This window comes from Streptomyces coelicoflavus (assembly GCF_003112555.1).
Classification (GTDB): domain Bacteria; phylum Actinomycetota; class Actinomycetes; order Streptomycetales; family Streptomycetaceae; genus Streptomyces; species Streptomyces coelicoflavus.
This window is the reverse complement of the sequence record NZ_BEWB01000010.1, coordinates 175,111-188,412: the sequence shown is the minus strand read 5'-3', so window position 1 is coordinate 188,412 and position 13,302 is coordinate 175,111. Positions and strand designations below refer to the sequence as shown.

Here is a 13,302-nt window from a genome sequence, read left to right as displayed (position 1 = left end):
CCGGTGCCTCACATGCGTTCGAAGGAGCGGCGCAGTTCCCAGTCGGTGACGGCGGCGTCGAAGGCGTCCAGTTCGACGCGCGCCATGTTGCGGTAGTGGGCGACGACCTCGTCCCCGAAGGCTTCCTTGGCGAGGGTGCTGTTCTCCCACAGCTCGGCGGCCTCGCGCAGGGTGGTGGGGACGTGCTCGTAGTCGGCGGCGTACGCGTTGCCCGGGCAGGGCTCGGGCAGCTCCAGCCGCTGCTCGACGCCGTGCAGTCCGGCGGCGACCATGCCGGCCACCGCGAGGTAGGGGTTGACGTCGCCGCCGGGGAGCCGGTTCTCGAAGCGCAGTGAGCGGCCGTGGCCGACGACGCGCAGGGCGCAGGTGCGGTTGTCGTGTCCCCAGGCGACCGCGGTCGGGGCGAAGGAGCCGGGCTGGAAGCGCTTGTAGGAGTTGATGTGCGGGGCGTAGAGGAGGGAGAACTCGCGCAGCGCCACGAGCTGTCCGGCGAGGAAGTGCCGCATGACCTTGGACATGCCGCCCTTGTGCCCGCCCGCCATGACGCTTTCGCCGGTCTTGCGGGCGAGCGAGAGGTGGATGTGGCAGGAGTTGCCCTCCCGCTCGTTGTACTTGGCCATGAAGGTGAGGGACATGCCCTCCTGGGCGGCGATCTCCTTGGCGCCGGTCTTGTAGACGGCGTGCTGGTCGCAGGTGACCAGGGCCTCGTCGTAGCGGAAGGCGATCTCGTGCTGGCCGGGGTTGCACTCGCCCTTGGCGGACTCGACGGTGAGTCCGGCGCTGGCCATCTCGTTGCGGATGCGGCGCAGCAGGGGTTCGACGCGGCCGGTGCCGAGGACGGAGTAGTCGACGTTGTACTGGTTGGCCGGGGTCAGGCCGCGGTAGTTCGCGTCCCAGGCGTGTTCGTAGGTGTCCCGGAAGACGATGAACTCCAGCTCGGTGCCGGCCTGCGCGGTGTACCCGTGTCCGGCGAGCCGTTCCAGCTGGCGGCGCAGGATCTGGCGGGGCGCGGCGAGCACCGGGGAGCCGTCCTCCCAGGCGAGGTCGGCGACGGCCATCGCGGTGCCCTCGTTCCAGGGCAGCCGGCGCAGGGTGGCCATGTCGGCGTGCAGGGCGAAGTCGCCGTAGCCGCGGTCCCAGGAGGACATGGCGTAGCCGTCGACGGTGTTCATGTCGGCGTCGACGGCGAGGAGGTAGTTGCAGCCCTCGGTGCCGTGGGCCAGGACCTCGTCGAGGAAGAAGCGGGCGGCGAACCGCTTGCCCTGGAGGCGGCCCTGCATGTCGGGGAAGGCGAGGACGACGGTGTCGATGTCACCGGCGGCGACGAGGGCGTGCAGTTCCTCGACCCCGAGCGGGGGTGTGCGGTCTGCCACGGGGAGAGCCTCCTTCTGGCCGGGAGCCATAAGGTATTGCCGGGAACCTTTGGTTGGGAAGGGGGCGCGGCCGCGTGCGGGAGGAATCCGCCGGACGTGCCGGGAGCGTGACGGACCGGCTGGCGCCGGTGCTGCGCCCGGTGCGGACCGGCAACGGCTTCGAGGAGGCGCTGGAGCAGATCCTCCAGGTCGTCAGGCTGGGCCTGGTCGCGGCGGGCGAGCGGCTGCCGGCCGAGCGGGAGCTGGCGGAGCGGCTGGGGATCAGCCGGGTGACGCTGCGCGAGGTGCTGCGGGTGCTCCAGGACCAGGGGCTGGTGGAGGCGCGGCGCGGCCGGTACGGCGGGACGTTCGTGCTGCCGCGCGCCGACGCGGGCGGCGAGGACGAGCTGCGGCGCCGGGTGGCCGGGGTCGACATCGAGGACGTGCTGCGGTTCCGGGAGGTGCTGGAGCCGGGGGCGGCCGGGCTGTGCGCGGCGCACGGGCTGCCGGACGCGGGGGCGGCGCGGCTGCGGGAGGCGCTGGCGGGTACGCGCGACGCGCCGCTGGCGCAGTACCGGCGGCTGGACACGATGCTGCACCTCACCCTCGCGGAGCTGTGCGGCTCACCGGCGCTGGCGGCGCAGTACGCGGCGGTCCGGGCCACCCTCAACGACCTGCTGGACTGCATCCCGCTGCTGGTGCGCAACCTGGAGCACTCCCAGCGTCAGCACGCGGCGCTGGTGGAGGCGGTGCTGGACGGGGACGCGGACGGGGCGCGGGAGATCGCCCGGGAGCACTGCGCGGGGACGGCGGCGCTGCTGCGCGGGTTTCTGACGTGAACGCCTTGCCGTGGCGGCGCGCTGCGGCAAAGGTGTGGACGGCAAAGGTGTGGAAGCAGCCCTTTACCTGGTCCGATCTTCTGGAGGGTGGATGGCGGACAGGCCGCTGATCGGTGTCAGCACGTATCTGGAGTCCGGGGCGCGCTGGGGCGTGTGGGAGCTGGAGGCGGTGCTGTTGCCCGCCGGGTATCCGCGGCTGGTGCGGCGGGCGGGCGGTCTGGCCGCGATGCTCCCGCCGGACGAGCCCGAGCACGCCGCGGCGGCCGTGGCCCGCGTCGACGGGCTGGTGATCGCGGGCGGCCCGGACGTGGAGCCGGTCCGTTACGGCGCCGAGCCCGACCCGCGCACCGGCCCTCCCGCCCGGGCCAGGGACACCTGGGAGCTGGCGCTCATCGAGGCGGCGCTGGCCGCGCGTGTCCCGCTGCTGGGCGTCTGCCGGGGCATGCAGCTGCTCAACGTCGCCCTGGGCGGCACCCTGGTCCAGCACATCGAGGGGCACGCCGAGGCGGTGGGCGTGTTCGGCGGCCACCCGGTCAAGCCGGTGCCGGGGACGCTGTACGCGGGTGTGGTGCCGGAGGAGACGTTCGTCCCGACGTACCACCACCAGTCGGTGGACCGGCTCGGCACGGGCCTGGTCGCCTCGGCCCACGCCGCGGACGGCACCGTGGAGGCACTGGAACTGCCGGCCGCCCCCGGCTGGGTCCTCGGCGTCCAGTGGCACCCCGAGATGGGCGACGACGACCGCATCATGAAAGCCCTCGTGGAGGCGGCACGGGCGGGCTGAACCGGGCTCACGCCGGCATGCCTGGCGCACTGGCCGGAGCGCCGCGCCTACGCCCTGGTCAGGGACAGCAGCCGGCGGGCCGGGCCCGTGGGGCGGTGGCCGGTGGGCCAGACCGCTCGCAGGTCGCGGGCCAGGACGACGTCCGCCACGGGGACGCGCACCAGGCGCCGGGTGGTCAGTTCCTCGCCGACGGCCAGTTCGCTGAGGACGGAGGGCCCGGCGCCGCCCACCGCGGCCGCCTTCACCGCCGTGGTCGAGGACAGTTCGATCAGCGGGCGGGCCAGACCGCCCAGCGCCGCGTCCAGGACCTGCCGGGTGCCCGAGCCCTCCTCGCGCAGGATCAGCGGGGTCGCCGCCAGCTCCGCCGCCGCCAGCGGATGCCTGCGGCGGGCCCAGGGGTGGCCCGGCGCGGTGACGACGATGAGCCGGTCGTGGCCGATGACCGCGGAGTCGAGGCCGGTCGGCACGCTCACCCCCTCGACGAAGCCGAGGTCGGCGTCGTCGGCCAGCAGGCGTTCCGCGACCGCCGCCGAGTTGCCCGCGAGCAGGGACACCGCGGTGTCCGGCAACTGGGCGCGCAGCGCGACCAGCCAGCCCGGCAACAGGTACTCGGCGATCGTCATGCTCGCGGCGACCCGGAGCCGCGAGTCCCGCCGGTCCCGCAGTGCCTGCGCACCCGCGTCGAACGCCTCGGCGGCCTCCACGATCCGCCGCGCCCAGTCCGTGACCAGCGCGCCGGCGTCGGTGAGCCGGGAGCCGCGCGGAGAGCGGTCCACCAGGGCGACGCCCAGCTGCCGTTCCATCGAGCGGATGCGGCTGCTGGCGGCCGGCTGGGTGATGCCCAGTTCACGCGCCGCACCGCCGAGGCTGCCCAGACGCGCCACCGCCAGCAGCAGCTCCATCGCCCCGAGGTCGGGCACCCGGTGCGCCAGCGAGCCCGTCAGGGACCGTCCCCGGTCGTCGCGCGCGCCCTGCGTGGCGCCCACGCCGCCCACGCTGCCGCCGCCCGAGCCGCTCTCCGCCCCGTTCCCCGCGCTCCTGCTCATAACCCCAGCTTATGCCCTCATAGGAATGTGGTCCCTGGTCAGGGGTTTCCCCGGCCGGGACCGTGGAGTCATGGTCACCGCAGCCCCGCCCCGCTCGCCTTCCCCTGCTCCCGCCTCCCCCACCGCCGGCCCGGCCGTCCGGCGGGTACCGGCCGTCCGCCATCTCGGACCCAACTGGTACGCCTGCGTCATGGGGACCGCCATCGTCGGCACGGCGGGAGCCACGCTGCCCGGGCACGTGCCGGGTCTGCGCGCCGTCTGCACCGCGGTCTGGGCCCTGTCCCTGGTCCTGCTGGCGGTCCTGCTGGCCGCCCGGTCCCTGCACTGGCTGCACCACCGCGACCAGGCCCGCGCCCATCTCCTCGACCCGGCCGCGGCCCCGTTCTACGGCTGTCTGTCGATGGCCCTGCTGGCGGTCGGCGGCGGCGCCCTGACCCTCGGCCGGGACTGGATCGGCACCCCGGCCGCGGTCGCCGTGGACACCGTGCTGTTCACCGCAGGCACCGTGGTCGGGCTCGCGGCGGCGGTCGCCGTGCCGTACCTGATGGCCGTACGCCACCGCATCGAGCCCGGCTCGGCCGGCCCGGTCTGGCTGCTGCCGCTCGTCGCGCCGATGGTGTCCGCGGCCGTCGGCCCGCTGCTGGTGCCGCACCTGCCGCCGGGACAGCCCCGCGAGACGCTGCTGCTCGCCTGTGTCGCGATGTTCGGGGTGAGTCTGTTCGCGACCCTCATGACGCTGCCGGTGATCTTCGGCCGGCTGCTCACCGGGGGACCGCTGCCGCTCGCGCTCACCCCGTCGCTCTTCCTCGTCCTGGGGCCGCTCGGGCAGTCGACGACCGCCGTGGGGAAGTTCGCGGACGTGGCGCCGGGCATCGTGGCGGCGCCGTACGCCGAGGGCTTCGCGGTCTTCGCCGTGCTGTACGGGGTGCCCGTCATGGGCTTCGCGCTGATGTGGCTGGCCCTCGCCGCCGCCCACGTCGTCCGGGCCCGCCGGGCGGGCATGCGCTTCTCGATGACGTGGTGGTCGTTCACCTTCCCGGTGGGCACCTGCGTCACCGGCGCCGGGGCGCTGGCCCGCGAGACGGGGCTCGTGGTCTACGACGGGCTCACCGTCGCCCTGTACGTCCTCCTCGTCGCCGCCTGGGCGGTGGCCGCCGTGCAGACCGCGCGGGGCCTGCTCAGCGGAGCGCTGCTCGCAGGGCCGCGGCCAGCACCCGGGGCGCCTCGGCCAGTGACGGCCCGTACCACGTGAGGTACCGCCCGTCGACGAGGGCGCAGGGCAGGCCGGGGAAGGCCTCGGGGCCGTCGTCGGCGGTGAAGCGGTACGGCTCGTCCGGCAGGACCACGACGTCCGGGCGGGCCGCCCTCAGCTCGTCCACCGGGATCCTCGGGTAGCGCTCGGAGTGCGCGGCGTACAGGTGGTCGACGCCGAGGCGGGCCAGGACGTCGCCCGCGAAGGTGTCGCGGCCCAGCACCATCCAGGGCCTGCGCCAGATCGGCACGACGGCCGTGGCACGCCGCTCCAAGGCGGGCGGGCCGGTCCAGGCGGCCTCCGCCTCGTCCAGCCAGAGGGGCCGGGAGGGCGCGCCGCAGGCGGTGAGCGTCCGGTCCAGCTCGGTGAAGGCCTGCGGAACGGTGCGCACCTCGGTCACGAGCACCTCGGCGCCCGCCGCGCGCAGGGCGTCGAGGTCGGGGGCGCGGTTCTCCTCCTCGTTGGCGATCACCAGGTCGGGGGCCAGGGAGAGGATCCGGTCGGTCTTCGGGTTCTTGGTGCCGCCCACGCGTACGACGTCGAGACCGGCCGGGTGGGTGCACCAGTCGGTCGCGCCGACCAGGGCGCCGGGCACCGTACGCGCCACCGCCTCGGTCAGCGACGGCACCAGCGAGACCACCCTCACCGGGGCGCCCTCACCGGCGGGGCCCTTCCCGGACCGCCTCGATGTGCTCGGCGACGGCGACGACGATCAGCCGGGTGTCGGGCACCGTGGCCCGCCAGCGGTGCCGCACCCCGCCGGTGAGGTACAGGGTGTCGCCCCGTCCGAGCCGGTAGGCGCGGCCCTCGGCCTCGATCTCCACGGCGCCCTCGGTGACGTACATCAACTGGTCGTTGCGGTACTGCAGTTCCCGGCCGGCGTCGTGGTCGCCGGTGAACTCGGAGGCGTGCATCTGGTGGTGCCCGCGCACCAGGGAACGCACCCTGGGCGCCAGCTCGGGGTCGGGGTCCTCGGCGCGGACCACGTCGACGCTGCACGCGGGGTCGGCGGCGGCGAGCAGCTCCACGGCGGTGGTGCGCAGGGCGTCGGCCACCTTCTCCAGGGAGGTCTGGCTGGGCCGCGCCCGGTCGTTCTCGATCTGGCTCAGGAAGGGCACGGACAGGCCGCTGCGCTCGGCCACCACGGCGAGGGTGAGTTCGAGGTCGCGGCGCCGCCGCCGTACGGCCGCGCCCACCCGGAGGTGCTGATCTTTGTGGTCGCCCATCGCTCCGGCTCCCTCCTTCACCCGTCGTCGTACCGTCACCGCGTCCCGTGCGGGGCGCCGTCCTCCTGATGAGTTCTCTGCACCCTACGCATGTTCGGCAAACCGTTTCATGCGGCCGTCACATCGATGTCACGGTGCGGTGGCCGCGACCTCACAGTTCTCGCCATCGACGGGCCGGTCCGCGCGCCGTCGCGCACGCCCTACCCGTTCAAGGCGTGGGCCGCCTTCCATGTTCCCGCCTGCCGCTCGCGCTCCGGTCGGGGGCTGCTCAGGCCGGGGGTTGGCGCTCCGTGGTTGGCCGAATTCCTACCGTGTCCGGGCCGGGAACGGCCCGAGGGGCGGGTCCGGCGGCGTCTCGGGGAGATGCCGCCGGACCCGCCCCTCGGGTGACCGTCGCGGAGTGCGCGCTACTGCGGGGTCATCCGGCCGACCATGTCCGGGTGCTCCTTCAGCCAGGCCGCGACTGCTTCCTCCTCGTGGCCCTGACCGCGGTCCTTGATCTCAGCCTCCAGGCTGCCCAGCTCGTCCTCGCTCATCTTGAAGTTCTTGATCCACTTCGTGAGCTGCGGGTACTGCTCGGGGAACTTCTTGCTGGAGATGGTGCGGATCGTGTTGCCCTCGCCGAAGGCCTTCTTCGGGTCCTTCAGCTTGGTCAGCTCGTAGTCGCTGTAGGCCCAGTGCGGCGACCACAGGGTGACCGCGACCGGCTCCTTCTTGGCGAGGGCGCGCTTGAGCTCGGCCAGCATGGCGGGCGTGGAGCCGTCGACGACCTTGTACTCGTCCTCGAGGCCGTAGCCCGGCAGGACCTCGTTCTTCAGCAGCTGCATCTCACCGGTGCCGGGCTCGATGCCGATGATCCTCCCGTCGAAGAGGTCGCTCTTGCCCTTGAGGTCCGCGAGGGACTTGACGTCCTTCACGTACGAGGGGACGGCGATCTCCAGGGAGGTCGGCTCGTACCAGGTGCCCAGGTCGACGAGGTTGTCCTTGTGCTTGTTCCAGTAGTTGCTCTGGGCGTAGGGCAGCCAGGCGTCGAAGTTGAGGTCGATGCCGCCGGAGGCCAGGCCGGTGTAGACCGGGCCGACGTCCATCTGCTTCAGGTTCATCTTGTAGCCGCGGCGCTCGAGGACGTTCTTCCACAGGTAGGTGACGGCGACGTCCTCCTCCCACGGGAACCAGGCCACGTCGAGGGCGCGCTCGGCCTCGGCGGGGGTGCCGCCGGAGGCGTTCTCGACCGGGGCGAGCTTGTCGACGACACCCGGGTTGGCCTTGAGCCAGGTGCGGACGGCGTCCTGCTGCTGCCCCTTGCCGGCCTTGTTGATCTCGGCCTCGAGGCTGGTGAGCTGCTTCTCCGTCATGGAGAAGTCCTTGAGCCACTGGGTGACGACGGGGTTGTCGTCCGAGAAGCCCTTGCGGGACAGCGTGTGCACGCCGTCGCCCTTGCCCCAGGCGCCCTTGGGGTCCTTCAGCTTCTTCAGGTCGTAGTCGTTGTACGCCCAGTGCGGGGACCACAGGGTGACGACGATCGGTTCCTTCTTGCTGTAGGCCCGCTTCAGCTCGGCCAGCATCGCCGGCGTGGAGCTGTCGACGACCTTGTACTCCTTGTCGAGGCCGTACTCCTTGAGGATCTTGCTCTTGAGCAGGTTCATCTCACCGGCGCTGGGCTCGATGCCGGTGATCTTGCCGCCGAAGAGGTCGGCCTTGCCCTTGAGGTCCTCGAGGGAGTCGACGTCCTTCATGTACGCCGGGACGGTCAGCTCCAGCGAGGTCTCGTCGTACCAGGAGCCGAGGTCCTCGAGCTGCTTGCCGTACTTCTTCCAGTACTGCTCGTGGGTGGTGGGCAGCCACGAGTCGGTCTGGAAGTCGATGTTGCCCTGGGCGAGCGCGGTGTAGAGCGGGCCGGCCTCGAACTGCTTGGCCTCGACCTCGAAGCCGCGCTGTTCGAGGATCTCCCTCCACAGGAACGTGGAGGCGACGCCCTCGTCCCAGGGGATGTAGCCGATGGAGACCTTCTTGCCGTTGCCGACGTTCTTGCCGCCGCCGGCCGTGTCGACGTCGTCGGAGTTGCCGCCGAACATGCCCATGCCGCCGGCCACCAGGCCGAGGATCACGATGCCGATCACGGCGACCTGCGGCTGGGGGCGGTAGGACCAGATCTTCAGGCCCTTGGCGGCGCGTGCCTTGGCGGCGGCGCGGCGGCCCAGCGGGGAGACGTGGGTGCCGAGCGCGCTGGTCATGCGGTCGAGGTAGATCGCCAGGATCACGATGGCGAGACCGGCCTCGGCGCCGAGGCCGACGTTGAGCTGCCCGATGGACTCCATGACGTCGCCGCCGAGGCCGCCGGTGCCGACCATGCCGGCGATCGCGGCCATGGACAGGCCGAGCATGATGACCTGGTTGACGCCCGCCATCACCGTGGGCAGCGCCAGCGGGAGCTGGACGCGCAGCAGCGTGTTGCGGGGCGTGGTGCCGAACGCCTCGGCGGCCTCGACCAGTTCCTTGTCGACCTGGCGGATGCCCAGCTCGGTCATGCGGACGCCGGGGGCGAGCGCGAAGATCAGGGTGGCCACGATGCCCGGGGCGGAGCCGGTCCCGAAGAACAGGATCGCGGGGATCAGGTAGATCATCGCGGGCAGCGTCTGCATGAAGTCCAGGACCGGCCGCACGAACGCGCTCACCCGGTCCGAGCGGGCCGCCCAGATGCCCACCGGCACCGCGACGACCAGGGCGATGATCGTGGCGACCAGCAGGAGCGCCAGGGTGACCATCGCGTTCTCCCACAGTTCGAGGGAGTCGATGAAGGCGAACCCGGCGAAGGAGAGGATGCCCGCGAAGGTGCCGCGCAGCCAGAAGGCGATCACGGCGAAGATACCGGCGAGCAGCAGCGGCTCGGGGGCCTGGAGGACGGCGTTGATGCCGTCGTAGGCGCCGGTGAAGATGTCCTTGAGGAAGGTGAAGAGCCAGGAGACGTTGTCGAGCAGCCAGTCGACGCTGCTGTTGACCCAGTCGCCGAGGGGGATCCTAGGCACGGCTGATCACCTTCTTGCCGCCCTTGTCCCGCGGGGACTGGCAGACGCCGGGTTCGACGTCCTCGTCGCCGAGGAAGCCGATGAGGCGCTGGGCCGGGACGACGCCGACGAGCCGGCGCTCGCCGTCGAGCACGGCCACCGCGTGGGGCACGCGGGCGCTGATGGCGCACAGCTCCGAGAACGGCGTGTCGGGCGTGGCGGTCTCGCAGTCGCAGTCGGCCTCGTCGCCGCGCACGTCGGTCTCCATGACGGCTCCGGCGGTCAGCACGCGGGAGCGGTCGACGTCCTTGGTGAAGGAGGCGACGTAGTCGTTGGCGGGACGTATCAGGATGTCCTGCGCGGTGCCTATCTGCACGATCCGGCCGTCCCGCATGACGGCGATGCGGTCGCCCAGGCGCATGGCCTCGTTGAGGTCGTGGGTGATGAAGACGATGGTCTTCTTCAGGGTCTTCTGGAGGTCGAGCAGCTGGTCCTGCATGTCGCGGCGGATCAGCGGGTCGAGGGCGCTGAAGGACTCGTCCATCAGCAGCAGGTCGGCGTCGGTGGCGAGCGCGCGGGCCAGGCCGACACGCTGCTGCATGCCGCCGGACAGCTCGTCCGGCCAGGACTTCTCCCAGCCGGCCAGGCCGCACAGGGCGAGCGCCTCGTCGGCGCGGCGTTCGCGCTCGGCGCGGGGCACGCCCTGCACTTCAAGTCCGTAGGCAGCGTTGTCACGGACGCTGCGGTGGGGGAAGAGCGCGAAGTGCTGGAAGACCATGCTGATCTTCATGGAACGGACCATGCGCAGCTCGCGGTCGCTGAGCTCGGTGAGGTCCTGGCCCCCGAAGCGGACGTGCCCGGCGGTCGGCTCCGACAGACCGTTGAGCATGCGCAGCAGCGTGGACTTGCCTGATCCGGACAGCCCCATGACCACGAAGATCTCGCCGGGCTCCACGGTGAAGGACGCGTCGATGACGGCGGCGGTGGTGCCGTCGGCGCGCAGTTCCTCGCGGATGTCCTTCTGGTCCTCCCGGACCTCTCCCTGGTTCTTGCGGACGTCCCCCTGGCGCAGTCGTTCGACCGCCTGGTCCGGTTTCCTGCCGAAGACCTTGTACAGGTTCTCGGCCTCTAGTCTGGCTGACACGCTTACCTCTTGGGTCGGGGGCAGGGGCAGGGCCCAAAGCTCCCCTAACAGTTGAATGCATCAACCAGCTTCGGCCCGGCTGCGCGCCTGCCCCGATGCTTATGCGCCAAACATTCAAGTGAGCCAGTTCACACGCCCTCCCCCGTCCGCGCACACGACCTGCGGCATGATTGCGAGGCGTGACCGGACGACTGATGCTTCTCGACACCGCTTCCCTCTACTTCCGCGCCTACTTCGGTGTACCGGACTCGGTGAAGGCGCCCGACGGCACGCCGGTGAACGCCGTGCGCGGCCTGCTGGACTTCATCGACCGCCTGGTGAAGGACCACCGCCCCGACCACCTGGTGGCCTGCATGGACGCCGACTGGCGCCCGCACTGGCGGGTGGAGCTGATCCCCTCCTACAAGGCGCACCGGGTGGCCGAGGAGCGTCCGGCGGGCCCCGACGAGGAGGAGGTGCCCGACACGCTGTCCCCGCAGGTGCCGGTCATCGAGTCCGTACTCGACGCGCTGGGCATCGCCCGCGTGGGCGTGCCCGGGTACGAGGCGGACGACGTCATCGGCACCTACACCGCGCGGGCCACCGGCCCGGTCGACATCGTCACCGGCGACCGGGACCTCTACCAGCTCGTCGACGACGCCCGCGGGGTGCGCGTGCTCTACCCGGTCAAGGGCGTCGGCACGCTCAACCTCGTCGACGAGGCCGCGCTGCGCGAGAAGTACGGCGTCGACGGGAGCGGCTACGCCGATCTGGCGCTGCTGCGGGGCGACCCCAGCGACGGCCTGCCCGGCGTGCCCGGCATCGGCGAGAAGACGGCCGCCAAGCTGCTCGCCGAGTTCGGTGACCTGGCCGGGATCCGGGCCGCCGTCGACGACCCGAAGGCGAAGCTCACGCCCTCGCAGCGCAAGCGGCTCACCGAGGCCGGACCGTATCTCGAGGTCGCCCCGAAGGTCGTACGGGTGGCGGGCGACGTCCCGCTGCCGGGCACCGGCACCGCGCTGCCCCGCGGCCCGCGCGACCCCGGGGCACTGGACGCGCTGGCCGCCCGCTGGGGGCTCGGCGGATCACTGCAACGGCTGCTGACCACGCTCACCGTCTGAACCGTGCGGCGTGGGCACCCGTTCCTCGAGCGTCGCGCAGGACCGGGATGCTAGCTTAGGCATACCTAACTCGGGGAATCGCACGCAGGGAACAGGGAGGCCGTCATGGCAGACCGTCCGGCACGCAAGCCGCGCAAGCCGCACACCGCGCAGGTCGTCCGCACCGAGCGGCTGACCCCGCACATGCAGCGTGTGGTGCTCGGCGGCGAGGGACTGGCCGCGTTCTCGGCGGACACCTGCACCGACCACTACGTGAAGCTGCTCTTCCCCGCCGGGGGCGCGACCTACCCGGAGCCCTTCGACATGGAGCGGATCCGCGAGGACTTTCCCCGCGAGCAGTGGCCGGTGACCCGGACGTACACCGTCCGCCACTGGGACGCCGAGCACCGGGAGATGACGCTGGACTTCGTCGTCCACGGCGACGAGGGGCTCGCCGGGCCCTGGGCGAAGCGGGTGCGGCCGGGCGAGACGATCCACTTCATGGGCCCCGGCGGCGCCTACGCCCCCGACCCCGCCGCCGACTGGCACCTGCTCGCCGGTGACGAGAGCGCGCTGCCCGCGATCGCCCGCTCCCTGGAGGCGCTGCCCGACGGCGCCCGCGCGTTCGCCTTCGTCGAGGTCGAGGGGCCCGAGGAGGAGCAGAAGATCGACTCCGACGTGGACGTCGTCTGGCTGCACCGCGCGGGACGCCCGGTCGGGCAGGCCCTGGTCGAGGCCGTGCGCGCGCTGGAGTTCCCCGAGGGCAGGCTGCACGCGTTCGTCCACGGCGAGGCTGCCTGCGTGAAGGAACTGCGCCGGTACCTGCGCGTGGAGCGCGAGATCCCCCGCGAGGACCTGTCGATCTCCGGCTACTGGCGGCTCGGCCACAACGAGGACGGCTGGCAGGCCTCCAAGCGCGAGTGGAACGCCCGCGTCGAGGCCGAGCAGGAGGGCCCCACGGCGGCGTAACGCCTCCGGGTCAGTCGCCGCGCACGCGCGCGTGCAGGTGCATGTCGTGCCAGCCGTCGGGGTGGAGCACGGCACGGCGCTTGGTGCCCTCCAGGGCGAAGCCGGTCTTCTGAGCGACCCGGCACGAGGCCTCGTTGGCCACGGCGTGCAGGAGTTCCAGGCGCTGGAAGCCGATCTCGTCCAGGGCCCAGTGGGCGAGGGTCCGCGTGGCCCGTGCGGCGACGCCGCGGCCACGGGCACCCGCCGTCGTCCAGTAGGCGACCTCGGCCACCCCCTCGCCGAGCACCCACTCGCGCAGTGCGACCCGGCCGAGCAGCCGGTCGTCCGCCGCGTCCGCGACCGCCCACTGGACGCCGCGCTCCTGCTCCCAGGCATGCTGCCACTCGCTGATCCAGCCCCGCACCTCCTCCTCGGAGTCGGCGGCGCGGACGTGCCACTGGTGCATCACCGGGTCCTGGAAGGCCGCGTGCACGGCGGGGGCGTCCTCGGTGCGCCACGGGCGCAGCAGCAGCCCGTCGCCGGAGGGGAGGGTGGGTTGCGGGGTGCGGGAAAGGGTGCCGGCGGCGAGGACCGGGCGGGTCAGATAGGGCATGGGCGGCATCCTGC

Annotated in this window: 12 protein-coding genes; 5 read left to right on the top strand and 7 right to left on the bottom strand. The window is 72.3% G+C overall.

Going from position 1 to position 13,302, the window contains the following annotated elements; genetic code table 11:
• Window positions 1-8: 8 nt before the first annotated feature.
• On the bottom strand, window positions 9-1,373 hold the full coding sequence (gene glnA4 / locus Sco07f_RS24690; protein ID WP_108989227.1) for a gamma-glutamylethanolamide synthetase GlnA4: 1,365 nt from the start codon (window positions 1,371-1,373) through the stop codon (window positions 9-11).
• A gap of 107 nt (window positions 1,374-1,480) precedes the next feature.
• Here glnA4 and Sco07f_RS24685 point away from each other — a divergent pair, with 107 nt between their 5' ends.
• Window positions 1,481-2,191, top strand: coding sequence for a FadR/GntR family transcriptional regulator (locus Sco07f_RS24685; RefSeq protein WP_108989226.1), 711 nt, complete (start codon window positions 1,481-1,483; stop codon window positions 2,189-2,191).
• A 91-nt stretch (window positions 2,192-2,282) separates the two neighbouring features.
• The gene (locus Sco07f_RS24680; protein ID WP_108989225.1) at window positions 2,283-2,975 is read left to right on the top strand and encodes a gamma-glutamyl-gamma-aminobutyrate hydrolase family protein; all 693 of its coding nucleotides are present in this window, start codon (window positions 2,283-2,285) and stop codon (window positions 2,973-2,975) included.
• A gap of 47 nt (window positions 2,976-3,022) precedes the next feature.
• Here Sco07f_RS24680 and Sco07f_RS24675 read toward each other — a convergent pair whose 3' ends face one another.
• The gene (locus Sco07f_RS24675; RefSeq protein ID WP_228126329.1) at window positions 3,023-3,877 is read right to left on the bottom strand and encodes a LysR substrate-binding domain-containing protein; all 855 of its coding nucleotides are present in this window, start codon (window positions 3,875-3,877) and stop codon (window positions 3,023-3,025) included.
• Between the two features lie 214 nt (window positions 3,878-4,091).
• Between Sco07f_RS24675 and Sco07f_RS24670 the strand changes: the two genes are divergently transcribed.
• On the top strand, window positions 4,092-5,273 hold the full coding sequence (locus Sco07f_RS24670; RefSeq protein ID WP_108989223.1) for a TDT family transporter: 1,182 nt from the start codon (window positions 4,092-4,094) through the stop codon (window positions 5,271-5,273).
• On the opposite strand, the gene Sco07f_RS24665 is transcribed toward Sco07f_RS24670, so the two are convergent.
• The 4 genes from Sco07f_RS24665 to Sco07f_RS24650 form a co-directional block, all read right to left on the bottom strand.
• Complete coding sequence (locus Sco07f_RS24665; RefSeq protein WP_108989222.1) at window positions 5,200-5,919, bottom strand: helical backbone metal receptor; 720 nt, start codon at window positions 5,917-5,919, stop codon at window positions 5,200-5,202. The two genes, Sco07f_RS24670 and Sco07f_RS24665, sit on opposite strands and share 74 nt — an antisense overlap.
• Window positions 5,920-5,929: 10 nt before the next feature.
• Window positions 5,930-6,499 carry a helix-turn-helix domain-containing protein gene (locus Sco07f_RS24660; RefSeq protein WP_054103187.1) on the bottom strand — a complete coding sequence of 190 codons (570 nt, stop codon included), beginning with the start codon at window positions 6,497-6,499 and terminating at the stop codon, window positions 5,930-5,932.
• A 407-nt stretch (window positions 6,500-6,906) separates the two neighbouring features.
• A complete protein-coding gene (locus Sco07f_RS24655; protein ID WP_108989221.1) occupies window positions 6,907-9,525 on the bottom strand; it encodes an ABC transporter permease/substrate binding protein in 2,619 nt (872 codons plus the stop codon).
• A complete protein-coding gene (locus Sco07f_RS24650) occupies window positions 9,518-10,648 on the bottom strand; it encodes a quaternary amine ABC transporter ATP-binding protein (RefSeq protein ID WP_108989220.1) in 1,131 nt (376 codons plus the stop codon). The genes Sco07f_RS24655 and Sco07f_RS24650 overlap by 8 nt, the downstream gene beginning before the upstream one ends.
• A gap of 194 nt (window positions 10,649-10,842) precedes the next feature.
• On the opposite strand from Sco07f_RS24650, the gene Sco07f_RS24645 reads away from it, so the two are divergent.
• The gene (locus Sco07f_RS24645) at window positions 10,843-11,748 is read left to right on the top strand and encodes a 5'-3' exonuclease (RefSeq protein WP_108989219.1); all 906 of its coding nucleotides are present in this window, start codon (window positions 10,843-10,845) and stop codon (window positions 11,746-11,748) included.
• A gap of 105 nt (window positions 11,749-11,853) precedes the next feature.
• Window positions 11,854-12,696: a siderophore-interacting protein gene (locus Sco07f_RS24640; protein ID WP_108989218.1), complete on the top strand. Its 843-nt coding sequence runs from the start codon at window positions 11,854-11,856 to the stop codon at window positions 12,694-12,696.
• 10 nt (window positions 12,697-12,706) lie between these two features.
• Here the strand turns inward: Sco07f_RS24640 and Sco07f_RS24635 are convergent, their stop codons facing one another.
• Window positions 12,707-13,288, bottom strand: a complete 582-nt coding sequence (locus tag Sco07f_RS24635; RefSeq protein WP_007447806.1) for a GNAT family N-acetyltransferase — start codon at window positions 13,286-13,288, stop codon at window positions 12,707-12,709.
• Between the last annotated feature and the right edge of the window lie 14 nt (window positions 13,289-13,302).

Coding starts and splice junctions, on each gene's coding strand:
- Sco07f_RS24645 (WP_108989219.1), top strand. CDS start 10,843: ATGCTTCTCGACACCGCTTCCCTCTACTTCCGCGCCTACTTCGGTGTA.
- Sco07f_RS24660 (WP_054103187.1), bottom strand. CDS start 6,499: ATGGGCGACCACAAAGATCAGCACCTCCGGGTGGGCGCGGCCGTACGG.
- Sco07f_RS24670 (WP_108989223.1), top strand. CDS start 4,092: ATGGTCACCGCAGCCCCGCCCCGCTCGCCTTCCCCTGCTCCCGCCTCC.
- Sco07f_RS24640 (WP_108989218.1), top strand. CDS start 11,854: ATGGCAGACCGTCCGGCACGCAAGCCGCGCAAGCCGCACACCGCGCAG.
- Sco07f_RS24675 (WP_228126329.1), bottom strand. CDS start 3,877: ATGGAGCTGCTGCTGGCGGTGGCGCGTCTGGGCAGCCTCGGCGGTGCG.
- Sco07f_RS24680 (WP_108989225.1), top strand. CDS start 2,283: ATGGCGGACAGGCCGCTGATCGGTGTCAGCACGTATCTGGAGTCCGGG.
- Sco07f_RS24635 (WP_007447806.1), bottom strand. CDS start 13,288: ATGCCCTATCTGACCCGCCCGGTCCTCGCCGCCGGCACCCTTTCCCGC.